15 protein-coding genes are annotated in these 24,363 nt (G+C 58.6%); 9 read left to right on the plus strand and 6 right to left on the minus strand.

From position 1 onward, the window contains the following. Positions 1-156: 156 nt before the first annotated feature. The gene (locus tag ACM110_RS24965; RefSeq protein WP_416129850.1) at positions 157-2,565 is read right to left on the minus strand and encodes a glucose/quinate/shikimate family membrane-bound PQQ-dependent dehydrogenase; all 2,409 of its coding nucleotides are present in this window, start codon (positions 2,563-2,565) and stop codon (positions 157-159) included. 212 nt (positions 2,566-2,777) lie between these two features. Then, the gene (locus tag ACM110_RS24970; protein ID WP_416129851.1) at positions 2,778-4,160 is read right to left on the minus strand and encodes a carbohydrate porin; all 1,383 of its coding nucleotides are present in this window, start codon (positions 4,158-4,160) and stop codon (positions 2,778-2,780) included. A 254-nt stretch (positions 4,161-4,414) separates the two neighbouring features. Between ACM110_RS24970 and ACM110_RS24975 the strand changes: the two genes are divergently transcribed. Both ACM110_RS24975 and ACM110_RS24980 read left to right on the plus strand, forming a co-directional pair. Then, positions 4,415-4,645, plus strand: coding sequence for a VF530 family DNA-binding protein (locus ACM110_RS24975; protein WP_008016727.1), 231 nt, complete (start codon positions 4,415-4,417; stop codon positions 4,643-4,645). A 2-nt stretch (positions 4,646-4,647) separates the two neighbouring features. Next, positions 4,648-5,301, plus strand: coding sequence for a Pr6Pr family membrane protein (locus tag ACM110_RS24980; protein WP_416129852.1), 654 nt, complete (start codon positions 4,648-4,650; stop codon positions 5,299-5,301). On the opposite strand, the gene ACM110_RS24985 is transcribed toward ACM110_RS24980, so the two are convergent. Continuing rightward, positions 5,298-6,083 (minus strand): siderophore-interacting protein, encoded by a 786-nt coding sequence (locus ACM110_RS24985; RefSeq protein WP_416129853.1) that lies wholly within the window; start codon positions 6,081-6,083, stop codon positions 5,298-5,300. The two genes, ACM110_RS24980 and ACM110_RS24985, sit on opposite strands and share 4 nt — an antisense overlap. Then, positions 6,076-6,654, minus strand: a complete 579-nt coding sequence (locus ACM110_RS24990; protein ID WP_416129854.1) for a PadR family transcriptional regulator — start codon at positions 6,652-6,654, stop codon at positions 6,076-6,078. The genes ACM110_RS24985 and ACM110_RS24990 overlap by 8 nt, the downstream gene beginning before the upstream one ends. A gap of 517 nt (positions 6,655-7,171) precedes the next feature. Here ACM110_RS24990 and ACM110_RS24995 point away from each other — a divergent pair. The 6 genes from ACM110_RS24995 to ACM110_RS25020 all read left to right on the plus strand — a co-directional run bounded on the left by ACM110_RS24995 (position 7,172) and on the right by ACM110_RS25020 (position 14,254). Then, positions 7,172-7,660 carry a CS1 type fimbrial major subunit gene (locus ACM110_RS24995; protein WP_416129855.1) on the plus strand — a complete coding sequence of 163 codons (489 nt, stop codon included), beginning with the start codon at positions 7,172-7,174 and terminating at the stop codon, positions 7,658-7,660. Positions 7,661-7,766: 106 nt separating this feature from the next. Beyond that, positions 7,767-10,289, plus strand: a complete 2,523-nt coding sequence (locus tag ACM110_RS25000; RefSeq protein WP_416129856.1) for a TcfC E-set like domain-containing protein — start codon at positions 7,767-7,769, stop codon at positions 10,287-10,289. Next, complete coding sequence (locus ACM110_RS25005; RefSeq protein WP_416129857.1) at positions 10,290-11,540, plus strand: hypothetical protein; 1,251 nt, start codon at positions 10,290-10,292, stop codon at positions 11,538-11,540. A 110-nt stretch (positions 11,541-11,650) separates the two neighbouring features. Then, on the plus strand, positions 11,651-12,892 hold the full coding sequence (locus tag ACM110_RS25010) for a hypothetical protein (RefSeq protein ID WP_416129858.1): 1,242 nt from the start codon (positions 11,651-11,653) through the stop codon (positions 12,890-12,892). Between the two features lie 59 nt (positions 12,893-12,951). Beyond that, on the plus strand, positions 12,952-13,695 hold the full coding sequence (locus ACM110_RS25015; RefSeq protein ID WP_416129859.1) for a molecular chaperone: 744 nt from the start codon (positions 12,952-12,954) through the stop codon (positions 13,693-13,695). A 64-nt stretch (positions 13,696-13,759) separates the two neighbouring features. Continuing rightward, positions 13,760-14,254: a CS1 type fimbrial major subunit gene (locus ACM110_RS25020; protein ID WP_416129860.1), complete on the plus strand. Its 495-nt coding sequence runs from the start codon at positions 13,760-13,762 to the stop codon at positions 14,252-14,254. 63 nt (positions 14,255-14,317) lie between these two features. On the opposite strand, the gene ACM110_RS25025 is transcribed toward ACM110_RS25020, so the two are convergent. Together ACM110_RS25025 and ACM110_RS25030 are read right to left on the minus strand one after the other, a co-directional pair. Further along, positions 14,318-18,991 (minus strand): dermonecrotic toxin domain-containing protein, encoded by a 4,674-nt coding sequence (locus ACM110_RS25025; protein ID WP_416129861.1) that lies wholly within the window; start codon positions 18,989-18,991, stop codon positions 14,318-14,320. Between the two features lie 173 nt (positions 18,992-19,164). Continuing rightward, a complete protein-coding gene (locus tag ACM110_RS25030; protein ID WP_416129862.1) occupies positions 19,165-22,284 on the minus strand; it encodes a transglycosylase domain-containing protein in 3,120 nt (1,039 codons plus the stop codon). A gap of 599 nt (positions 22,285-22,883) precedes the next feature. On the opposite strand from ACM110_RS25030, the gene ACM110_RS25035 reads away from it, so the two are divergent. Beyond that, positions 22,884-24,305 carry an amino acid permease gene (locus ACM110_RS25035; RefSeq protein ID WP_416129863.1) on the plus strand — a complete coding sequence of 474 codons (1,422 nt, stop codon included), beginning with the start codon at positions 22,884-22,886 and terminating at the stop codon, positions 24,303-24,305. Positions 24,306-24,363: the final 58 nt, after the last annotated feature.

Raw genomic sequence — 24,363 nt, forward strand, 5'->3', positions numbered from 1 at the left:
TGGCGATGCATTCGTAGGAGCTGCCGAAGGCTGCGATCTTTTGATTCTGGAACATCAAAAGATCGCGGCCTTCGGCAGCTCCTACAGGGACGGTGGTGACAATAAGAAAGGCGACTCCTGTGAGGGAGTCGCCTTCGCTTTAACCGCCGCTAATACTTACTCGGACAGTTTGTACGCAATCACATAGTCACCCTGCTTGGTGCCCAGCGAGCCGTGGCCGCCGGCCACAACCAGCACGTATTGCTTGCCGTCCTTGCCGGTGTAGGTCATCGGCGTGGTTTGCGCGCCGGCCGGCAGGCGGCCTTCCCACAGTTGCTTGCCGTTTTTCATGTCGTAGGCGCGCAGGTACTGGTCGAGGGTGCCGCTGAGGAAACCGACGCCACCAGCGGTGGTGAAGGTGCCGCCCAGGCTTGGCACGCCCATGCTCAACGGGATCGGAACCGGCGAGCTGTCACGCACAGTGCCGTTCTTGTGCATCCAGATTTTCTGATGGGTCGTCAGGTCGATGGCAGCGACATAACCCCACGCTGGCGCCTGGCACGGCAGGCCCATCGGCGACAGCAGCGCTTCGAGGACCACGCCGTACGGCGCGCCTTTGTTCGGCTGCACGCCTTCGGTTTCGCTTTTGCGCGGGCCTTGGGCAGCGATTTCGGCGGCCGGGATCATTTTCGATTTGAACGCCATGTAGCTTGGGTTCACGAAAGCGATCTGGCGCACCGGGTCAACCGAGATACCGCCCCAGTCGAACACGCCGAAGTTGCCCGGATAAACGATCGAACCCTGCAGCGACGGCGGCGTGAACGGACCGTCGTAGCGCATGGATTTGAAGTCGATCCGGCAGATCAGCTGGTCGAACGGAGTAACGCCCCACATGTCGCGTTCTTGCAGCGGCGGCGGCATCAGGTTGAGGTCGGATTTTGGTTGGGTCGGCGAGGTGTGGTCGCCTTCTACCGCGCCTTGCGGCACCGGTACTTCATTGATTGGCACGATGGCCTGGCCGGTGCTGCGGTCCAGCACGTAGATGCTGCCTTGCTTGGTGGAGGCCAATACCGCTTGCTTCACGCCGTCAGCGGTTTTCAGGTCCATCAGGGTCGGCTGGCCACCGACGTCCATGTCCCACAGGTCATGGTGGGTGAACTGGAAGTGCCAGCGCACTTTGCCGGTGCCGATGTCCAGCGCGGTCAGGCCGGCGGCGTGCAGTTCCGATTCCGGCGTGCGTGCGCCACCGAACTGGTCCGGGGTCTGGTTGCCCATCGGCAGGTAGAGCATGCCGAGTTTTTCATCGACGGCGAACATGGACCACATGTTCGGCGAGTTGCGGGTGTAGACCTTGCCTTCGGCAATCGGCGTGGTGTCGTCCGGGTTGCCGCTGTCCCAGTTCCACACCAGTTTGCCGGTGTGCACGTCGAACGCGCGGATCACGCCGCTCGGCTCGTCGGTGGAAACGTTGTCGGTGACGTGACCGCCAATCACCACCAGGTCCTTGGTGACCGCAGGTGGCGAGGTGGAGTAGTAACCGCCGGCCGTGAAGCCACCGATGTTGGCGCGCAGGTCGACCTGACCTTTGTCGCCGAAGTCTTCGCACATCTTGCCGGTGTCGGCGTTCAGCGCGATCAGACGAGTGTCGGCGGTCGGCAGGAAAATCCGGCGAGGGCAGACGCTGGCCACGGGAGCGCTGGCGCTGCCGGTCGGGCTCTGCTCGGTCGCGTATACCGCGTCATCGTGATAAGTCACGCCACGGCAGGTCATGTGCGCCCAACCCTTGAAGTTCGCCGCGTTCTGCGTGGAGAGCTTCGGATCGAAACGCCAGATTTCCTTGCCGGTGTCCGGGTCCAGGGCAATCACCTGGCTGTGCGGCGTGCAGACGTAGAGCATGCCGTTGACTTTCAGCGGGGTGTTTTCGGCGGTGGTTTCGCCCGGATCGTTCGGCCCTGGCAGGTCGCCGGTGCGGTAGCTCCAGGCTTCAACCAGTTTGTGCGCGTTCTGCGGAGTGATCTGTGCCAGCGGCGAGTAACGGTCACCGTGAGCGCTGCGGCCGTAGGAATTCCAGTCGCCGTCCGGCATGGCCGGGGCGGTGTTGGTCATGCCATCGACACTGTCGCGGTCCAGCTGACCTTTGATTTCACCCGGGTTGGTGAATTGGCTGGCCAGTGCCGTAACGCCGGCGAGCACCACGGCCACGCCCAGCGCGCCAGTGCCCATCGGTGCGGCGCCCTCACGCAGCAGCGGACGACGGAACCACGGCAGCAGCATGACGATGCCCAGCGCAAACAGCATCGCCAGACGCGGCACCAGTTGCCACCAGTCGAGGCCGACTTCCCACAATGCCCACACGGTGCTGGCGAACAGCACCACTGCGTACAGGCCCAGCGCAGCGCGGCGGGCCATCAACAGCAGGATGCCGGTCAGCGCCAGGCCGATGCCGGCCAACAGGTAATACAGCGAGCCGCCGAGCATGCTCAGTTTGATCCCCCCGGCCAGCATGGCCAGGCCCATTAGCAGAAGCAGAATGCCGAGCAGGCTCGGCAGCAGACGGCTTCGACTCAAGGCACCATCAGTGCTCATAGTGTGATTCTCCGTGACATTTCAAGTAGTCCCTCGCACGTTCACTGTAGATGACGATCTTGCGGGGGCATGGTTCAGATGAAAGCTGTTGGGTGCCGCATTTTCTGTAGGAGCCGAGCTTGCTCGCGATAGCGGTGGGGCAGGCAACATTGATGTTGACTGTGACGGCCTTATCGCGAGCAAGCTCGGCTCCTACAGTTTTTTGGTGTTTTTTAGAACGAGGACTGGATCTTGATGCCCCCGATCAAGGCGTCATCGACCTCGTTCACGCCACCGGGGTGGCGGATGTATTGCAGGTTCGGGCGCACGGTCAGCCAGTGGGTGACGTGCACGCCGTAATAGAGTTCGGCGCTGTATTCGGTGTCTTGCGGCGGCAGGAACGATGGATCGTCGTAGGCGAAAACCGCGTGGGCCTGATTGGTCGCTTCGGCATTCTTGCGATACGCCGGGTTGACGTGCACACGGGCCATGGCGAAGCCGATGTCGTCCTTGGCGCGGGCGTCGAACAGGCCTTTGTAGACGACGCCGGCCTGGACATAGTTGTCGATGGCGTTGGTTTTCTTGTCGTGCATCGTGCCGTTGGCGAACACGCTGAGGCCGCGCGAATGGTCGCTGGCGATACTGGTGATTTGCTGCTGGATGCCGAGCCACACGCCGTGTTTGCTCGACGCGCTGCGGTAGGCCTCGCCACTCAGGGCGGCGGGCTGACCGTTGCTGTCTTTGTAGGCATCGGTGGCGTTGGCGTTGCTGTAGTAATAACCGGCGCGGAATTCGCCCGGCAGGCCGTTGAGCTTGGGTGTCCACACCAGTTCAACCGGCAGGATCGCGCCCTGGGTGCCACTGCCGCTGAGCTTGAAGCCGTTGTCGCGATCAAGGTTCGACGGGTTTTGCTCGTACACGCCGACCTGCGCGTACAGCTCAGGCGTCAGGTGATACTTGACCCGCATCGCCCATTGGCTGACAGGCCAGTTGTACCAGATGCCGCCGACCCAGTTACCGACCTGAGAGCCGCAGAACGCCAGGTTCTGGAAGTCGCAGGGGAAACTGTTGAAGTCTTCGCCTTCGCCGAAGCGGCCGACCTTGATGTCGAGCTTCTGGTCGAAGAATTTTTGCTGATACCACATCTGCGTCAAACGCCAGGTCTGGCCACGGCCCCAGACTTCCTGGGCCGAAGTGAAGCCACCGACCCGCGGATCATTGATGCGGTCGTTACTGATGTTGTTGCCGCTGCGTTCGGTGATGGTCAGCTGAAATTCGGCATCGCTCCAGCCGAGAATTTTCTGCAAATCCAAATGAGTGCCAAGGGCAAACTGATCGCTGTAGCGCGCGGTGCGGTCGTGGTCATAACCGCCGTGCAGATTGCTGCCCATTTCGCCGGTGTAATCGACTTTGAAGTCGTAGCCTTTTTCCGCAAGTTCTGTGCGAGTGCCGTTCCAGTCGCCGAGCATCCAGGGGGAATCGCTATCGAAGGCCGGGGCGGCTAGCGTGCAGTTGGCCAAGCCCAACACAGTGAAACCTCCGATGAAATTCAGTATTTTTCGGCAGGCAACAGGTATTGAGACAGCGCTGTCTTTGAAGATTGGAAAATCAGGCATAGAAAGGAAATCTTGATCTTTTTCTGGGGATGAACGGAAACAGCAGAAGTGATTCGCGTGTGGAGAAGCGTTTCAGCTAGAACGGGCGCAAGGATAATGTTCTGTTACAAATAGAGAAAGAGCTTTTACTGACATGCATCTTTTCAGATTTGGTAACAGTCCACGAAATGTCGCAGCCGGCGATCTTTTCCGTTTCACCTACATTTAACGTAAGGTGCGCGGCTTCCTCATTCCAACATCGCGAAAGGCCCGGCATGACCGAACAGAACCACGACCCGCTGCACGGCGTAACGCTGGAGCAAATCCTCAATGCCCTGGTTGAGCACTACGAATGGTCGGGGCTGGCCGAGCGCATTGATATTCGCTGCTTCAAGAGTGACCCGAGTATCAAGTCGAGCCTGACGTTTTTGCGTAAAACCCCTTGGGCGCGGGAGAAGGTCGAACGCTTGTACGTGAAGTTGATGCGCACCAAGCGACCGCTCTGAACATGCTCAACCCGCCTGCCGTGCGACGTCGTTTTGTGGCCGTGGCTGCCACCCTCGGGTGGGCCGGATTGAGCATTCAGATGTACCTGATCTTCCATTCACGCTGGACTCTTGGAGCCAGCCTGCTGGGCGGGCTGATGAGTTTCTTCAGCTACTTCACCGTGCTGAGCAATACGCTGGTGGCCACCGTTCTGACCTGTGAACTGACCTCGCGCGAATCCGCTGCGCGTCGCTGGTTCTTGCAGCCATGGGTCAGCAGTGGCATTGCCGTGAGCATCATTGTGGTTGGCTTGGCGTACAACTTGTTGCTGCGCCATCTATGGCATCCCGAAGGCTGGCAATGGTTGGCCGATGAGCTGATGCACGACGTGATGCCGGTGTTGTTTCTGGTCTACTGGTGTTGCTGCGTGCCCAAAGGCTTGTTGCGTTTGCACCATATCGCGCTGTGGGTGATTTATCCGCTGGTGTACTTCGGCTATGCGCTGTTGCGCGGGCACCTGCTGGCGGTTTATCCGTATCCCTTCATTGATGTCGAGAAACTGGGTTATCCCCAGGTATTTATCAATGCCGGGGGATTGTTGGCGGGGTTTGTGCTGCTTTCGGTTGTGCTGATCGGGTTGGATCGGTGGCTCGCGAAGAGGGCTGAGGATTGTTAATCCTCTTCGCCGTCCCCCAGCTTCCAATAACCAACGGCTTTGACGAACTGATCGTCCAGCCCATGCTCATCCAGCAACACCCGACGGATCTGCCGCGACACTTTGCTCTCGGTGGCGACCCACGCATACAGGCTGCCAGTGGGCACCTGGATCTGACGTACGGTACTGAGCAAATGATCCTTGCCACCTTCACGTAGCACCCAGATCACATTGACCTCGGCGGCGCTATCCAGCACTTGCTGTTCCTTTCCATTTTCCACTTCGACGATCACCAATGCACGGCGATTGGCCGCCAGGCCTTCCAGGCGTCGGGCAATAGCGGGCAGGGCGGTTTCGTCGCCGATCAGCAGATAGCTGTCGAACATGTCCGGCACGATCATCGAGCCCCGTGGCCCGCCGATATGCAGGAATTGCCCGGGTTTGGCCTGTTCGGCCCAGGTCGAGGCAGGGCCGTCGCCGTGCAGCACGAAGTCGATGTCCAGTTCCAGAGAATCGAGGTCATATCGGCGCGGGGTGTAGTCACGCATGGCCGGCATCGGCCCGTTGTCCTTGCCCGCGCCGAGCACGAGAGTTTCCAGCGCAGCCTGTTCTGCCGCGTTCTGCGGGAACAGCAACTTGACGTGATCATCCGTGCCGAGGCTGACAAAACCGGCCAACTCCGGGCCGCCCAAGGTAATGCGGCGCATGCGCGGGGTCAGGTCGACTACACGAAGCACTTCCAGACGACGGCGCTTTATCTCGTGCATGACACGGTGGATGGTTTGCGTGATCACTTCAGTCATGCGCTTTCTCCTGGACAGTTTGAACGGTCGGGCCGTCGACAATGGCTTTGGCGGTATTGTTGAGCAGGTCGCGCACCCGCAGGATTTCTTCCGGGCTCCAACGGCCATGGTGCAGTTGCAGGGCATGACGCAAGTTATGCACCGCTTCGTGAATTTCCGCCGGGCGATCATGGCCGCGTAGCGAACGTTTGCTGACATCGATGCGCACTCGCACGCCTTCAAGGGCGACCGCTTGCTCGGTCAGGGATTGGCGCCCGGCGTCGGTCACGCTGTAGCGTTTTTTGCCGCCTTCGGCATCGCCCAGGATCATTTCGCTCTCTTCCAGAAACGTCAGGGTCGGGTAGATCACGCCGGGGCTGGGGCTGTAGGCGCCGTCGAACATGCCTTCGATCTGGCGGATCAAATCGTATCCGTGGCAGGGCTGTTCGGCGATCAGCGCCAGCAGCAGTAATTTCAGATCCCCAGGGGCAAATACCCGTGGACCGCGGCCACCGCGTTCGCGGCCGGGGCGTTTTTCGAAGCCGTCGCGGCCATCGCCGTGTTCGCGGTGGGGGGAATGATGGTCTCTCATTTTTACGTTCTCTCGCCGTGTTTAGATACAACTTAAGATATATCTTAAGCCCTTCGCAAGGCCCCCCGACCAACGGCTGGTCGCCACGCCAGGCTAAACCGCCATTGAAAATGGCGCATTCGCGGCTCCGAAACCGGCCTTTAAAACGGGCGAACAAGTTGAAATTAGTGTTAACTCTCTAATTGTACGATTCACGCCTTAATTCATTGGTTTTGTAATATCCCTCCTACAGAAATCGCAGTGTCTTTGTCGGCATTTATTGTCAATATAATGGCTTGATGTAGTCTTGATCTGACAGTCGAACAGGGATTTTATCAATATTCCAGTATTTTTCTTTCTGCTGTCGTAGCACTTTGGCTACGCCATTAAAGGAACTTGCCTGCTTACTTTCCGGACTATTTGGTCGATCATCTTTCGGCGTTGAAATTTGCGCTGGAACATCACTGCTCGTGACTGTTTTGCTCCAGTGGAACTTTCAATACTTAGATCCTTTTATTTCAAAAACAGGTACTGAAAGATGTTCAAGAAAATCGCGTTCGCTGCTCCCTTGGCTGTTCTGGCTCTGAGTTCTTCGGCCGTATTTGCCGCGGGCGAGGCCCGTCACTCGATCAGCCTGATCGCTGAAGTGCCAACCAACGGTTTCTATGTAGTCCCGACCGATCCGGATCTGGTCAACAAGGACCAGGACATGAGCTATCAACCTACTACCGGCAAAATGGGAGAAGTCAATGGCTTCTTTGACATGATCAACAACAATGGGTCTGTACACGCCAGCCTGGATAACGTGCCGCAACTGTACTCCGGTTCCAACGCAATCAATCTGCAAGTGGCAATCAATGGTGTAGTCCTTTCCACAACTCCGCAAATGGTGGTCGGCGAAACCGAGTCGAACGTTAATTTCCGTGCACCACTGAATATCAAGGCCGTTAGTCCAAACATCGCACCTGGGTCATACACGGGTTCGGTAAATATGACGTTTGATGCTGTTCTTCCTGTCGCGATTTGAGCTTGAACGATAGTTATAAGCGCTTACTTGCTTAAGTAACGTGACCGGCCGGCAATGAAAAAATGTCGGCCGGGATTCAACTTTTTCGTAATTAGAGTACTCGTTCATGTTCCCGATGACGCCCATCGCGGCGGCGCTTGCGCTGCTGTTATGTAGCAGTGCATTTGCGGCGCCCACTTCCATTGATAACTCGCCGCGAAGTTTGCTGGCACAGGCCAAGGGCTTGCCGGCTGAATTCGAAGAGCATTTTTTCGATGTCCCGCTGGCGGTTCGGGTCGAACTCGATCAACAACCCCTCGGCGAAGCGATGATTGTGCTGTCGCGCGATGACCGTGTGACGTTGCTCGAATTCACCGACACCAGTGAAAGCCGCTTCGGCGCCAGTGAGCGCGAGACCTGGGCCGACATTCTTAAACCTGGTGTGATGCTGGGCAACTGCACCGGCCAATGCCCGGAGCAGATGCTGGCAGTGCATTACAACCTTGAAAATTCCTTGCTGTCGATCGTCACCGAAAATGCCGAGCGCGACAGCGAAGCCAAACGATACTTCGATCAGCCTGAAGGCGGCAGCAGCGGCCTGATGGTGCGCAATCAGCTCAATCTGAACGGTGGCCAGGATCAAGACCTGGGTGGGCGCTTTGGCCTGGAAGCCAGCGCCAGCCTGGGCAATTGGAGCCAGACTTTCAACATGCAACTGGCGCGTCTGGGTGGGCCGGATGACAAGACCTACCACGCGGTGCATGAGCTTTTTACCCAGCGTGAGCTGGAGGGCAGTTTCTTTCGTCTGGGTTATTTCACGCCCAACTCCGAAGGTCTGACGCGCCAGCCGCGTTCGTTCGGCACCAGTCCCGATACCACCGTGGGTGTGATGTACGGCAGCTCCGACAGCCTGGCGATCGACAGTCCGAAACCCAGTGTTTACCCGATTTACGTGACGGCCAATCGACAGGGGTCCGTTGAAATCTACCGTGACGGTCTGTTGATCAACACACAATCGGTGCCGGCGGGTTTGCAGACCCTCGACACACGCCCCTTGCCCGGCGGCATTTACGAAGTGGAAGTGCGCCTGATCGAAGACGGTCAGACCACCTCGACCACCCAGGAACTGATCTACAAGCCGAACAATTGGCGCAACCTTGATGAGCGCTGGCGTTACAACCTGTTCGCCGGACAGGAAAGCAAACTGTTCAGCAATTGGGACCAACAGGACAGCGGCGATGCCACGGCGGGCGCGGCGATCAACTATCTGCTGCACCCACGGGTGATTCTCGGGCTGTCCGCGCGGCAGGTTCGCAACACGTTGCAATACGGCAGTTCCATCGACTGGACCCTGGCCAGCAGCGTCAGCCTCTATGCCAACGTTTATCAAACCGAAGACCACGGCACCGGTGCCGATCTGCAAGCGCTGTACAACTATGGCTCCGGCAGTCTGGTGGTGAGCCACAACCGCAGCTGGCTCGACACCACCAACACCTATGACACGCTGCCCGACGGCACCCGCGTGCGCCAACGCAACGTGTTCACAGGTGAGACCAGCAATTCGTCGCTGTCGCTGAACCATCGGATCAGCCGCAAAAGTTCGCTCAACGCACGGGTCTCGCACAGCGAAGGCAACGTCGAGGGTGTCGGCGTGGATGTGGGCTGGACACAACGTACTGTGTTGTTTGGCAGTGATGCCAACTGGCGGTTGTCGCTGTTTGATCGTCCGGGCAGCTTCAGCAGCGGCGATGCGCGCAATCGTGGTGTCGACCTGAGTATCAACATGGCGTTGGGTCGTCCTGGCCAGCAGATTTCCGGCAGCATCGGCAGTCGCACCGCCTGTGACGGCAGTCGCGACAACAACGCCTCCGTCGGTTTCCGCCAGGACCTGCAGGACCACGTACTGCAAAGTGTCTCGGTGACTGCGCTTACCGATACCTACGGTGTCGGTCTGTCGAGCCTGGCGAACTTTCGCACCGACATGATCAACGGCGACGGCTTCATCCAAAGATCGTCGTTCAACGACAACTTTACCGGTGGCCTGAACCTCGACAGCACGCTGGTGGTCGGCGCCCGGCAACTGGCCTTGACCAGCCAGCATCAGGGACGCGGAGCGGGGATGATCGTCGACATCGAATCCGATATCGACGGCATTGCCTTGCGGGCCGACGACTTCAGCGGTGGCAGCTCGGCGTTGCGTCCGGGGCGCAATTTCATACCGCTCACAGCCTACAAGAACAGTTCGGTAAGTTTTGACTTCGATGGCAACGACGTTCCGGCGGCGAACATCGAACCGGCGCGTACGCGCTATCACCTGAACAAGGGCGGCGTCGAGTACCGCAAGGTGCGCGTGATGAAAACCCTGACCGTCCTGGGTCGTTTGCTTGATCCGCAAGGTCGCCCGCTCAAGGGCCACCACGTGATCAATCACGCCAGCCGTGGGGTCAGCGAAGTGGATGGCTTTTTCTCGATGGAAATGCATGCCGGCTCGCCAACCCTGGAAGTGCGTTTCGCCGACCAGTTGCTGTGCCAGTTCCGGCTCGATACCGACAAGCACCGCAGTGAAAACAATGTGTTGATGATCGGCGATCTGCGCTGCTCGCCGGACACTTTGGCGGATGCCTCGTTCGCTCGACAGGAGGCCAGTTGAATGGTGAATTTCAAGGCTTGTCTGCCGCAATGGCTGTGCCTGCTGGCGCTGTTTGTAGCGCCTTCGGCCGAAGCGGTGAATCAGGAAATCAGGGCATTGTTTCGCCCCGACTCGGCGAACCCGCAGCGCAATACGTTCATCAACAAGACCCCGGTCAGTGGCTACTGCGCGGACTATCCCGGCCAGTGCGAAGACAACCAAATGTTCAGCATCCGCCTGCCGATGCGCTTTGAGTCGGCCAGGGCCATGCGGCCCAATGATTCACCGCGCAACAGCTCGATGTTTACGGTCCCGGCGCAATGGCGTGTGTTGACGGTGAGAAATGCGCAGACCGGGGCAACGGAACAGGTGGAGGTGCGGATCGCCGGTTTTGGCTCCTGGTACACGCTCAGCGATACCGCCGCCAATCTCACCGGCGCAGTCAATGCATTGGAAGGGCATCGGGCATTGTGGGGCGGTGCAAGTTGGGTCAATGCGGCACCGCCCTGTCAGTACAGCGGTGTCGGGCTCTTCCACGACTATGGCTACGGTTTTTTCTGGAAAACCCCCGTACAGGGCACCTGCGTTAAAACCGCCAGTTTTCCGATTCCAGGCATGTCGTACGAGTACCTGGATTTCGCCTATGAACTGCGCACGCCCAATCCGCTTGGCATGTCGTCAGGTCTTTATACCGGTGATCTGAGCTATCGCATCGGTCCTGGCGGTGATTTCGACATGGGCGATGTGATGCTGCCCACTGACGGTGATCTGACCCTGAATTTCGTCCTGGACGTACAGCACACCCTGAAAGTCGAAATTCCTCCCGGCGGTGAAAAAATCCAGCTGGTACCGGCCGGTGGCTGGCAGAGCTGGCTGCAGGCAGGGCGGCGACCGGTCAGCCTGTTCCGCGACCAGACTTTCAATATCTCGGCCTCGTCGCGTTTCAAGATGCAAATGAGCTGCGGGCCAGGAACGAATGGCGAGTGCGCACTGGAGGATTCTGGGGTGAACCGACGAGTCGAGCTGTTCGTCAGTGTCAGTCTGCCCAATGGCCTGACCGATCTTTCTAGCCAACCAGTGAGGCGTCTGCGGCTGAGGCCAGGTGCGGAAAATGCGTTGAATTTCAAACCTGCGTTTTATGTGGATCGAGCACCGGGAACGCTGCATTTCGAAGTTCCGCCCCATTCGATGGCCAACATGCTGCGCCCCGGTGAAGGAATAGGCGGCAGGTATTCCGGCGTAGTCACAGTTATCTGGGATTCGGAAGTGTGATGGGCCGCGTAGTGAGCGGACACGCCGCAGTCCTTGGCCGTTGTTCGCCATTCGAGTCAATTTTTACAGGGAGTTTAGGTGTGAGGACTTGCAATGGGGTTCAGCGCTGGTTGTTCTGGTTTTTCGGGGCGCTTTTCAGTCTGCTGATTTCGGTGTCGGCACAGGCCGCCGCCATTGGTGTCACTGCTACGTTCAAGCCCGATCCGGGCAACCCGATGCGTAATGAATTTATCAATACGACGCCGTTCACCGGGCACTGCTCCATTTACCCGACTTTCTGTGAAGGGCTATCGATCTTCAGTATTTTGGTGCCGATCGAATTCAATTCCATCGGCCCGATCGAAGCTGGGCACACCGATACCCGAAAGGGTGCGATGTTCAAGCCCCCGACCGAGTGGACCTCACTGCAGGTTACTCATCAAGAGACCGGAGAGCAGTCGACATTGCAGGTGCGTATAGCATCGATTGGTGGCCGATACTACTTGCCGGACCGGGTTCAAAACATCATTGGCGAGGGCGCGCCCGACAGTAATCCGGACGCGCACGAGATGCTGTGGAGTGGGTACAACTGGACTTATCCTCCTGCACCCTGTGGCTACACCGGAGGCATGTTTGTCGAGCCGACGTGGCGGTCGTTCTTTTGGTTGACGCCACCCGGCAGTAGCTGTGTGCCAACGGCCGCTTATCGGATTGAAAGCCTGCGCTATGACATGTTTCAGATCGGCTATGAGCTTCGCACCCCGAATCCGCTGGAAATGACGCCGGGACAGTATATCGGCAGCCTTACATACGGGGTGGGTCCCGGGCGCGATTTCGACCTGGGCGACATCATGTTGCCTACCGATGACAGCCTGATGATCAATTTCAACCTCGATGTTCAGCACACCCTCCAGGTAGAGATTCCTCCCGGCGGCGACAAAGTCCAGTTGGTCCCGGCGGGTGGCTGGCAGAGCTGGTTGCAAGCGGGGCGCAAGCCGGTACGGCTGTTTCGCGACCAGACCTTCACTATTTCGGCGTCGTCGCGCTTCAAGATGCAATTGGAGTGCGGCAAGGCGCTGCTTTTCAATTGCCTGGTTGTTGACCCGGTTTCGGGGCGTGAAGCCGTGGTGCAAGTGAGTGTCAGCCTGCCCAACGGGTTGACCGACCTGGCCGGCCAGCCGGTCCATCGCCAACCCTTGCGCATAGGGTTGGGGCAGGAGCGGCAGGTGTTCCAGCCCGGGCATTTCGTTCATCGGGAGCCCGGCATCCTGCACTTTGAAATGTCGCCCTATTACGTGAATCAAATCGTGCAGCCCGGTGTGGCGGCTCGCTATGTCGGCAATATCGCAGTGATCTGGGACTCGGAAGTTTGATGGGCCGCGTAGCGATACGTAGAGCTTGCGTTGTGTTCAATGTGAAGAGGTTTATGGCTATGAAGCGTTTGTTGCTGTTGATGGGGTTGAGCAGTTTTTCCCTGGCCATTTCGGCCGGCCCGCAGATTAACGTCGGCACGGTGTATGACTACCTGGACAGCGAGAAGAGCACCTACCTGAAGCGCGTGTTCAACAGTGGCGACAGCACGGCGTTCGTCAAGGTCAACATCCTCGAAATCGTCTACGACGCCGACGGTGGGCATCAGGAAATTCCGGTCAAAACGCAAGTGGATGGCAGTAGCCGGGATGGTTTGATGGCCAGCCCCGCACGGCTGATCGTGCCGGCCAAAGGCATGCAGGGCACGCGTCTGTTGCACATGGGTGACCGCGACACCGAGCGATATTTTCGCGTGCGCTTCGTACCCGTGGTGCCGGAGAAAGAAGACGAGTTTGCCGTGTCGAGTGAAGAACGGGACGCCTACAAGGAGAACCTCTCGGCGGGCGTCAACGTCATGACCGGTTTCGGGACGGTGTTCTTCGTGCGCCCGAAAAACAGCCGCTTCGACAGTGTGATCGATGACAGCACCGGTGTTTACCGCTTGCGTAACAACGGCAACACCGTGGTGCTGATCGATGAGTTTCGCAACTGCTCGCTGAAGAACGAAACCGAGTGTGAGCCCGTCACCAAGCATCACGTTCTGGCGGGCAAAACCTTCGAATTCGAAAAGAAGCCCGGTCGGGAATACCGTTTCAATCTGGTCGAGGGCGCCTCGAAAAAAGCGCTGCGCATTGCCAGCCAGTGACACCGCAGGGGCGGGTGGCATTTGCTTGCTCGCGATTTTGTTTTTGACGTGACAGGTAGCAGACATGATCAAGCAATCAGCCATCGGCGTGTGCGCTGGCGTGATGGCGCTGGTGAGTACCCTGGCGTTCGCGGCTCGGGAAGAACACAGGTTCGAGGTCTCGGTGGACATACCGACGCTGGGGTTTTACGTGATTCCGGCGGAAGTGGACTGGATACATCGCGAACAGATATTGCCATGGAACATCCACACCAAATCTCTGGAGGGCCTGCGCAAGAATTTCGATGTCAGGCACGACACCAGTGCGATTGAGGCACGGCTGGAAACAGAGCCTTATCTGTCCAACGGACGCGATGACCAGAACATCTCTTTGCGCGTCAGTTTCAATGGCCAGGAGTTGAGCCATGACCCGCAACCTCGGGAAGTGGTGTCGGCAGATCAGGCCATGGCGGGTGGGCGCTTTGCGCTGGAGATCCAGCCGAAAGTGCCTGTCGGCGGATACAAACCGGGTGTTTACTACGGCAATGTGCAACTGATCTTCATTGCCGCAGCGCCTTGAAGTGAGGCAGCCTGACGTTTGGGCCAATCGTCAGGCTGCTGGCGGGTCATGTCGTGAAGGTTGTCATTGACCCGCTTTGCGCAGGGCTGCTCGGGTCAAGCGCCTGGCCAGTTCTTTTTCTTGGTCACCGAGGTCCACCAGCAGTCCGTCGTATCTGGCTTCACTGATGGGCTCATCGGCAAACACCACGGTGTCCAATGCGGGCAAATCATTCATGAGTGATTGGAGCTGTTCTCGCAGCTCGGCTTTACGAGCATCGGAAGTCGACTCCACCCATTCGCGTTGGGTGGTACGCAAGGTTTCCAGTTGATCCGAGAGGTTTTGATAGCGCCGTTTATTGCTTTCCATGCGGGTCGGGTATCGTTCGTGCAAATGGGTTTCCCAAAAATCCTGTTCAAGCATTCGGTTGACGAGCCCATCGCCTTCGCCCAAGGCCAATACCGTGTCATACGCCTGATCGACCATGGCGTCAGTCACACCGGACACGTGACGGAAAAGCATGCGCTCTGATTGCCAGGGCAAGCCGAGGCGTTGCGCCAATCCGGTTTGATAAGCCAGATAGACTTCGACTTCATCAGGGTTGCCGCCGCGACTAGCGACATCGGCCCGGGCAATGTCATTCACCTGCTCCAGCCGCGCCGCGCCTTTGGCCAGCGTCACCAGTTTTTGCTCCAGCTGCGCCGGATCGGTGGAATAAGCACTGGCCTCGTAGACGAGTACCTGGATGCCCATGTGATTGAACAGTTGCGAACCGGCGTCGGCGCAATCCACGGGCGCGACGGCCATGGTGAACAGTTTTTCTCGCAGGTCGCTGTCGACGTACACGGCATCGAGCATGCGCCAGACGCGCTGCAGCAATTGCTCCCGCGCCTGACCGCCGGCCCGGAAGTCGGCCGAATCCCGGGATTCCAGTAAGACTGTCATGAAGCGCACGGCCCGGGGTTCATCCCCCAGCTCCGACCAGATATTGGCACGGTCGATGCCCCAACCGGGCACATCGTTCCAGAGATCCGCGCTGTAGTTGGAGTTGACGACCCATTGACCCTGACTGTTGGAGGGCACGATGGGTTCCGGGGGCAATGCCATCGAGCGTCGGATTTCCTGGTAGCGCATCTGATCCGATTCCGACAGGTTGCCGACGTCCAGTCGGGTGCGTGCCACCACCCAGGCCTGTGGCGAACCGGGCACCACCTCGGGAATCAGGCTGATCGGATTGTCTCGAAGGTCCAGCAGAAATCCCCGTGGCCTGGTTTTACTCAACGTGCCTTTGGGCCAGGTTGTTATCACCGTGTCTCTCATTCCCACGACCTTCAGCCTTGGCATGCGGGAGATGTCCACCACCCTGCCCAGAGGGTTTTCATCCAGACGCAGGATTTCCAGGTAGGTCAGGTGCTTCAGTTGCTCAACGGCGGGGGCGTCCAGCACGATCTCGTTGTCACTCAATCGCAGGCGCTCCAACCGATGCATGGCGCCAATGTTTTCCGGCAGGCTTGTCAGCTCGCAACCTTTCGCGCTCAGTTCGCGAAGGTTGGGGAAGGCACTCAACAAACCGTTCGCCTTGCCGGAAAAACGCGTGTTGTCGAGTTTCAATACCGTGACTTTGTGTAAGAACTTGTTCAGATCGGGACGTTTTGACCACCAGGTTTCAAGGTCCAGTGGCAGCATCTCTCGGGATAGATCAAGGGAATAACTCATCGGATCGGTACGATTGCCGAGATCCGTATTGTTTCGTTCAAAACAATCGATCAGACGCTCACAGATATGCCGTCCGCCACCGTCTCGAAATCCGTCGCTTCGGTGTATCAGCTCATCCGGCTGCCGGTATTCCCAGGTATTGAGGATCTCCCGCAGTTCCTGAAGGTCCTGTGCTTGCTGCTCAATGACACTCAATGGCTGACCTTGTTCTATCAGGGCATTGGCGAACGTATCGACTTCACGCTCACTGAAATTCTGATGCAGATCCTGAATGCGTTCATGCAGCGTTCTTGCTTCTCTGCTTACGCCACCACCACGAACCAACAGCATCGTTTCATGCTCGGCGACCGGTCGTACGGGCGGCATGGCCAGTACCGTCCGGCGTTCGCTTGGCGGTGCGGTCTTGGCGATGATCCATTCCCTGAAAAAATTGCCATCACCCGGCCGGTAGCCCAAGGCACTTTGCCCTTCCTGGCCCATGGCATGGAGCAGGGCGGGCAGGAACCCGTCAGCATCGTGGATTGGTAGGCCTGCGGCATCGCGCACCTGATACTTCCCGGAAAGTTCGTGAATCATGACCCGCACCTGCCTGGCGTTCTCAGGCCCGGCGCTGCAACGCAGTTCGCCATCGAACGTGCCCTGGCGTATCTCGATGCGCAGGCTGGCGAAGGTGTCGGTATTGATGCGCAAGGTGCCCAGCACCAGACGCTCGGTGTCGATGTTGGCCAGTGCATCGTTGTACAAACCCTGGGCGGCGCGGACCGCTTGCGTCTCGAACAGCAGCTCGCGCGCCTGGATTTTCATGCGCAGCGGCAGGCGCTGGTTTTGTGCGATCTGCTGGCGCTCGGACGCTGTGGCGCCATGGTAGATTTTTTCCGCGACGGCTTCAGGCAACCCGGGAAATTCACTGAACAGCGAGGTGATATCGGCGGACAGAGCCATGGGAGCCACTGGTGCACCGAGGTTCTGCAAGGTGTCGACCAGCAACGGTGGTAGGGGCGTGTTCTCCATATGCATCCTGCGCAGCGCGGTTTCTTCAGTGCCGCTGATCACGCGAATCCGCTCCAGTTGCTCGTCACTGAACGCATCGGTGGTGTGACCGATTCGGCGCATCAGCGGCGTGCCTTCCCAGTTGCGCGGGTTCTCCGTCTCGCTGACCCAGGCACCCTGACTGTTGTGCCGCAGAGTCGGGGCGTAGGCATTGGGTCGCTGCGGATGTTTGATTCGGTATTGCTCGGTTGCCGGGTCTGCTTTCAATTCGAACAGCTGGCCGTCCAGCCGCAGAATCTGTTGGCCTTGATGCTGGTAAATACCCGCACCATCGGGCTGGAGTTGCGTTGGCAAGGCCGCGTCTGGTTGTTGATAGGGGGTGAGGTCGGGGTGCCACAACCGTGTCCGACCGTCGGGCGTTTGCACGGGTTTGAGCCCTTCGAAAAACGGCGAGAGTTTTGTCCGTACAACGTTGCCCAGTGTCGCCCCAGCGGCGAACGCCCCCAACTGCACAACACTCTCCAGCACACTGATGGCTTGTTCGCCAGCTTCGGCCAAGCGACCTTCGGCCAGGTCAACAATGCCCTCGACCACCTCGTCGGTCAGTTGATACGCGGTGTAGGCCAGCATCAATGTGCCCAGGCCTGGTACGAACGGTATTGCTACCAGCAGCGCCGCATTGAGCATGTCCGAAAACATTTTCTCCAGATTGTCCCACCAGGCCCAGCGGGCCATGCGGTCGGCGTACTCGGTGGAGATTGCGATTTCCTTGGCATCGTTGAGGATCTTGTTGAGTTTCTGCCGGTAGAAATAGACCCACAGATCCCCGTTGAAACGGGTCTGGCGATCGTCCTGGATTTTCATCAGGCCGAATTGCAGATTGGGATTGTCCACAGGCCATTCACGCCAGCTCGGCAGGTTGGTGCCGGGCGCGGCGGGGTGCCATTTGACTTTGCTCAGGCGCTCATTCAGTCCGGAAAAGAAATACCCGCGTTGCTGCTGGCCGACAAACTGGCTGAAGAACTGCTGGTAGTTTTCGGGCGACGAGCCATCGCGCAACTGCCGCGTCAGTTGCGCCATGAATTCGAGCGGCGACGCGTATTGTTTGAGCGGGTGCTGCGGGTCATGGGGGATGTACGCGATCACCGGGACAGGGGCATTGGCAGTGGAGACATCGGGTGCGATCAGGACAACGCCGGTCAGGGATGCATCCATCATGCACAGGTTGTAATAGCCAACGGGTTGCCCCTGCCATTGCAGGTTTCTGCGATCATCGAGCATGCCCTGCACGACCTCGTAGGCGTCCTGGTCAATGTCCTGTTTCATCAGCGCCATGCGTGCCGCTGCATTGAGCGTGCTCTTCTGGCTGAGGATGACTTTATGGCGCAACACGTTGTTGGCCACGCTGTTGCTGGAAAGCAGATACTCGTTCAGATGCTTTTCGTAGCGGGCGCCGAGGTCCAGTTCCCTGCACAGGGATTTGAACTGCTCGATGCTGATTTTGTGCTTGAGGCTTTTTACTGCGAAGTGTCCGGCGGCATTGGGACGGGTAATGAATTCGGAGTCGGTGCTGAAGGTCTCGCCGCTGGAAAAATTGTGCAGCGCCGCGTCAAGCAAGGAGAGGGTGCGGATGCGAGTGCCTGATCCGAAGTCATGCACCCACCACGGTGATTTCACCGGCGCATACAAGCGCAGCCAGGTTTGCTCAACGTCGTCTTCAACGAAATAGCGTTCTTTCAGCGCTTTCTGCAGCAAGGGCTTGGCGAACGCGTAGACGTCTTGCAGGCTGCTCAGCGCCCGATCCACATTGCACTGCGCCGTCCAGCTGAGCTTGTTCTCATTCTTCAAGCGCTGGTGGGCTGAATCCGAAGCGGCTTTATACCAATCGGGAATCCGTAACCCGACCGATTTCAACTCGCTGACTCTTTTCATCGAGGCGTTCGCCAGCCATGACGGGATCGCCTTTTTGATCAGTTCGTAGTGAACACTTTGAGAAGGAGAGATCGATAAATCCTGAACGGGTATTCTCGGATTTAAAGGAGAACTTGGCATTGTTTGATCGTCCGTTGATCAATAGTGGAATGCCTAGATTAGGTAAGTGAACCAACCAAAAAAAGCTCAAAAATCCGTTTGAAACGGTGACTGTTTCCGCTTCGAACCTCGCAAAATTAAAGAATGAAAAATACATAATTACCGCCAGGTCGGTTCGAATCCGTGATTCTGGCTTAGCGGCGTACCGTCACCTGGCCGGGCTCGCACATCGTGTGCGTACCCGGTTGCAGATACGGCGTCAGAATCGGCGCCATGCCCTTGAGCACCTGCACCGGCAACGCCGAGGTGAAGGTGAAGTTTTCCGCCGAGCGTCCCGGCACGAACGCAGTTAGCGTGCCGAAGTGGGTATCGCCGATGTAGAACACGAACGTGGCCGTGCGGTTGAGGGATTTCGAACTGAGAATTCGCCCGCCCGAGCCGATGGCTTCGATACGGTTGTCGCCGGTACCGGTCTTGCCACCCATGGCCAGCGGCGTGCCGTTGGGCAGTTTGAAACTGCCGGACACCCGTTTGGCTGTACCGGCGTCCACCACCTGAGACAAGGCTTCGCGCATGGCCGTGGCGACTTCCGACGGCATTACCCGTTTGCCGACGTCGGGGTCGTTGGTCAGGCTGGTTTCATACGGCGTATCTGCAGCGAAATGCAGGCTGTCGATACGCAGCGTCGGCATGCGTACGCCGTCATTGAGGATGGTGCCGATCAGCTCGGCCAGCGCCGCAGGCCGGTCACCGGAACTGCCGATGGCAGTGGCCAGCGATGGCACCAGATGGTCGAACGGATAGCCGACTTTCTGCCAGCGCTGGTGAATGTCGAGGAACGCCTCGATCTCCAGCATGGTGCGGATGCGGCTGTCGCGAGCCCCTTTGTGCCGGCTCTTGAACAGCCAGCTATAGACTTCCTGGCGTTCAAACTGGCTGGCTTTGACGATGTCCTTGAAGGTGGCGTCCGGGTGGTTGAGCAAGTAACCCATCATCCACAGGTCCAGCGGGTGCACTTTGGCGATGAAGCCCTGGTCCGGCAGGTCGTAGGTGCCGGGGCCATAGGCATCGTAGAGCCGCACAAGGCGGTCGTCGGTGAGCTTTTCCGTGAGCTTGGTGCCGGTGAGGTGCGAGCGTACGAAGGTGTTGAAGCTTTCCTGACTGGCATGCGGCAGCAGGTAACGGTGAACGGCAGCCATGCGGATCGGAGTCGGACGCATGCTGTCGAGGAACGTTTCGAGTCGCGCCTGAGTGTCCTTGTTGCGGTATTTTTTCCAGAACTTGAGCAGGAACGAAGTGCCCTCGCGGTCGGCGAACGAGGCCAGGTATTCCTGACGCCGAGGGTCGCGGTCGTCCAGCAGCAATTCGGCGCTGTTGTTGGGGCCGGAATAGGTGGTGTAGCGCACCAGGTCGCGCATAAGGCGGATAAAGGGCAGGTTGATCGACTCACGCAGGGCGTCGCGCAGGGTCGGCATGCGGCCGTTGTCTTCCTTGCGGAAGTTATGGAACACATGCAGACCGCCACCGGTAAAAAACGCCTCGCCGGGGCTGGCGGAGTATTTGCGGTCCAGCGCGGCACCGAGCAGGGGTTGCAGGCTACGGTCCTTGTTCTGGATCAGGTAATCGACGACCCAGCGACTGATGCGGTCCTGTTCTGGCACTTCGACTTTCTTCAGTTCCGGTACGGTCATGCCGGCATATTTATCGTGCAGCTCGGCGACGATTTGCAGGTAAGTCGTCATCACCCGCATTTTCGCGGTGGAGCCCAGTTCCAGTTTGCTGCCTTCGTTGATGTCGAACGGTTGGTCGGTGCTGTCGGTCTGCACCCGCACTCGCGAACCGTCGGGGGTCAGCTCGAACAAGGTAAAGCTGTAACGCACCTGGGTAGTGCTGGTGGGGGTCAGCAAGCGTTCGCCCATCAGGCCGATTTCTGCGGCATAGGCCGGGTCGGCGAGTTTTTTCAAGTACGCGGTCGCCTCGGTTTGCAGTTCACCTTGCAGGGTGCTGGTGGCCGAGAGGTCGAGGCGATCGAGGTCGTACAGCGGCCGATTGAGCAAGCCCGCCAAACGACTGCGCGCCACGCTGATGCCCTTGTTGGTTTCGATCGGCTGAATGGTCGGCTGGGTCGCCCAGTCGCGGTAGGTGACCTTGCTGGCCAGTGCCGCAGCGGCGAACGGCGCATCGATCACGTTGTTCTGCGCCAGCAGGCGAATATGGCTGTCGGTGAGCTCTGCCAGTTCATCACGGCCCTTGGTCAGGTAGTGAGAAGGGCGGCGCTGGGCGATCATCAACGAGAGCATTTCGCGCAGGGCCAGACCTTTCTCGGCCAGGCTTTTTTGATCCGTCGCGTCGCTGGCCAGGCGTTCGTTGGCCTGGTTGAAATCGGCGCCGTACCACACGCGCAACCCCTCGGCCATGCCGTGCACTTCACCGTGACCCGGCACCGCTGACAGCGGCACGCTGTTGAGGTAGTCGCGCACGACATTCTGCCGGGCCTTCAGGGTGTCCGGGCCGTCCTGATAGGCGCGCACGCTGGCGGAAATCATCTGCCGGATCTTCTCGCCGCCCGACACGGTCAAGCCATCGGGCGAATGCCGGTACTTCTCCAGTTGCGTTGCCAGTGTGCTGCCGCCCGCGGATTGACCGGGCAGATGCAGCATCTTGGCGATCTGGGTATACGCCGCCATGCCGAACCGCGGCCAGTCCACCGCCGGGTTGGCCAAGGGTTGGCGCGGGTCGAGCAGGAAGCGGTTTTCGATGAACAGCAGGCTGTTGACGACGACCGGCGGGATCGCGTCGAAGCTGGAATAAAGCTGTTGCGGATAATTGTATTGATACAGCGGTGCCGCCTTGCAATCGGTGATCGACAAACCGGCCTGGATCTTCTCCGAATAGGGCACGAAAAGGCCTTTGTCGGTGTAGTTCATCAATGCCGGGGAAAAGCGCGTCTGGGCGGTGATCACGTAATCGCGCTTGAGCAATCGCGGCAGGAATTCGCCCAGCGAGCTGTAGCCCAGGCGCAGATCGAACGGGCCGGCACCGGGGTAGTGAATTGAGTCGCTGGGGCCGGGTTTGAGCTCGTAACTCAGGGTTTTGGCAAACTTGCTGACTTCCCGAGATTGAAACCTCGACGTGCGCATTTCCTTGGCGGCGGCCAGGCCTACGACAATCGCAATAATCAGCAACAACAGCCAAAACGCCTTCCAGCCGTGCTTGACGCGGCTGCGAGGAGGTTTTTCAGGTAATGGCGCTTCATCCACACGTTCAGTCGGAACCACGGTTTTACTCGAATCGGTTTGCCATAAAGCGCCCATAGTCGACTGATCCATTCACGCAGATTGATCGGACTTGTCTGAAGCTTAGTCGGTGGTTGGCGTTGGTGAAAAAATTGTGTGGCGTTGGCGGCCTGACAGCCGCCCTGATTTCACGGCTGTATCAAGCCCAATGTAGGAGCTGCCGCAGGCTGCGATCTTTTGATTTTGATCTTGAAAGTCAAAGTCAAAAGATCGCAGCCTCGTTGCACTCGACAGCTCCTACAGTTATCGGGGGGGAGCCTGAGAGTGCTGATACAGAGCCGTCACAAGGCAAAATACAACCTACCTGCAGGCATGACGCTGCACCAATACCGTGCAATACTCGCCACCGCTTCCAATAGCGAAAAATCCTACAAAACCCAGACAATCCTTCTCCGTAAATCCCGATTTAATCGCGAGTTACACCTGATTTTTGTGGTTTATAGAGTGAAAACCGCTTGCGGCAGCTTTTTATACTGCACACCCGCTGATCTTGCAGGTTTCCATCCTGCGAGACGGTTCTGCCCACGAGGCAGGCCCGGTTACGGCAAGCCATGACTTATCGGTCAACGCTTCGCCACTCGGTGGTCATATCCAATAACAAGACGAGGTTGTACCCCATGTCCGTAGGCAATCCTCTGCCCCACGGCGACACCGCTCAGGGCGGTCCGCTCAAACGCGAACTCGGCGAACGGCATATTCGCCTGATGGCGCTCGGTGCCTGTATCGGTGTCGGTCTGTTTCTCGGTTCGGCCAAGGCCATTGAAATGGCCGGTCCGGCGATCATGCTGTCTTACATCATCGGTGGTCTGGCGATCCTGGTGATCATGCGCGCGCTCGGTGAGATGGCCGTGCACAACCCGGTCGCCGGTTCGTTCAGCCGTTACGCCCAAGACTACCTCGGCCCGCTGGCAGGCTTTCTCACGGGCTGGAATTACTGGTTCCTGTGGCTGGTGACGTGTGTCGCGGAGATCACCGCCGTGGCGGTGTACATGGGCGTCTGGTTCCCCGAGGTGCCGCGCTGGATCTGGGCGCTCGCTGCCTTGATCAGCATGGGTTCGATCAACCTGATCGCGGTCAAGGCCTTCGGTGAGTTCGAATTCTGGTTCGCCCTGATCAAGATCGTCACCATCATTGCGATGGTGTTCGGCGGTATCGGCGTCATCGCTTTCGGCTTCGGCAATGACGGCGTGGCGCTGGGGATTTCCAACCTGTGGGCCCACGGCGGCTTCATGCCTAACGGCGTGCAAGGCGTGTTGATGTCGCTGCAAATGGTCATGTTCGCCTATCTGGGTGTCGAGATGATTGGCCTGACTGCCGGTGAAGCGAAGAACCCGCAGAAGACCATTCCCGACGCAATCGGCTCTGTGTTCTGGCGGATCCTGCTGTTCTATGTGGGCGCGCTGTTCGTGATCCTGTCGATCTACCCGTGGAACGAAATCGGTACCCAGGGCAGTCCGTTCGTGATGACCTTTGAACGACTGGGCATCAAGACCGCTGCCGGCATCATCAACTTCGTGGTGATCACCGCAGCATTGTCGTCGTGCAACGGCGGCATCTTCAGCACCGGGCGCATGCTCTATAGCCTGGCGCAGAACGGTCAGGCTCCGGCCGGTTTCGCCAAGACGTCGAACAACGGCGTGCCGCGTCGCGCGTTGCTGCTGTCGATCGGTGCGTTGCTGCTGGGCGTGCTGCTCAACTACCTGGTGCCGGAGAAAGTCTTCGTCTGGGTGACGGCGATTGCCACCTTCGGCGCGATCTGGACCTGGGTAATGATCCTGCTGGCCCAGCTGAAATTCCGCAAAGGCCTGAGTGCCAGCGAATGTGCCGGCCTGAAATACCGCATGTGGCTGTACCCGGTCAGCTCGTATCTGGCGCTGGCGTTCCTGGTGCTGGTGGTTGGCTTGATGGCGTACTTCCCGGACACCCGCGTGGCACTGTATGTGGGCCCTGCGTTCCTGGTGTTGCTGACGGTGTTGTTCTACGTGTTCAAGCTGCAACCGACCAATGTGTCGCAAGGTGCGGCGCGTTCGGCTCAATAAGCCGTAACGCCTGAAACGAAAAAGCCCCGGTCGATTGGCCGGGGCTTTTGCGTTTTGA

It is taken from the genome of Pseudomonas sp. NFX98, from assembly GCF_047784845.1.
Lineage (GTDB): Bacteria > Pseudomonadota > Gammaproteobacteria > Pseudomonadales > Pseudomonadaceae > Aquipseudomonas.

Excerpts from the sequence above, each read along its gene's own strand:
- ACM110_RS25020 (WP_416129860.1), top strand. The coding sequence starts at position 13,760 with ATGATCAAGCAATCAGCCATCGGCGTGTGCGCTGGCGTGATGGCGCTG.
- ACM110_RS24990 (WP_416129854.1), bottom strand. The coding sequence starts at position 6,654 with ATGAGAGACCATCATTCCCCCCACCGCGAACACGGCGATGGCCGCGAC.
- ACM110_RS25025 (WP_416129861.1), bottom strand. The coding sequence starts at position 18,991 with ATGCCAAGTTCTCCTTTAAATCCGAGAATACCCGTTCAGGATTTATCG.
- ACM110_RS25015 (WP_416129859.1), top strand. The coding sequence starts at position 12,952 with ATGAAGCGTTTGTTGCTGTTGATGGGGTTGAGCAGTTTTTCCCTGGCC.
- ACM110_RS25000 (WP_416129856.1), top strand. The coding sequence starts at position 7,767 with ATGTTCCCGATGACGCCCATCGCGGCGGCGCTTGCGCTGCTGTTATGT.
- ACM110_RS24995 (WP_416129855.1), top strand. The coding sequence starts at position 7,172 with ATGTTCAAGAAAATCGCGTTCGCTGCTCCCTTGGCTGTTCTGGCTCTG.
- ACM110_RS24970 (WP_416129851.1), bottom strand. The coding sequence starts at position 4,160 with ATGCCTGATTTTCCAATCTTCAAAGACAGCGCTGTCTCAATACCTGTT.
- ACM110_RS24975 (WP_008016727.1), top strand. The coding sequence starts at position 4,415 with ATGACCGAACAGAACCACGACCCGCTGCACGGCGTAACGCTGGAGCAA.
- ACM110_RS25030 (WP_416129862.1), bottom strand. The coding sequence starts at position 22,284 with ATGGGCGCTTTATGGCAAACCGATTCGAGTAAAACCGTGGTTCCGACT.
- ACM110_RS25005 (WP_416129857.1), top strand. The coding sequence starts at position 10,290 with ATGGTGAATTTCAAGGCTTGTCTGCCGCAATGGCTGTGCCTGCTGGCG.
- ACM110_RS25035 (WP_416129863.1), top strand. The coding sequence starts at position 22,884 with ATGTCCGTAGGCAATCCTCTGCCCCACGGCGACACCGCTCAGGGCGGT.
- ACM110_RS24965 (WP_416129850.1), bottom strand. The coding sequence starts at position 2,565 with ATGAGCACTGATGGTGCCTTGAGTCGAAGCCGTCTGCTGCCGAGCCTG.
- ACM110_RS24985 (WP_416129853.1), bottom strand. The coding sequence starts at position 6,083 with ATGACTGAAGTGATCACGCAAACCATCCACCGTGTCATGCACGAGATA.
- ACM110_RS24980 (WP_416129852.1), top strand. The coding sequence starts at position 4,648 with ATGCTCAACCCGCCTGCCGTGCGACGTCGTTTTGTGGCCGTGGCTGCC.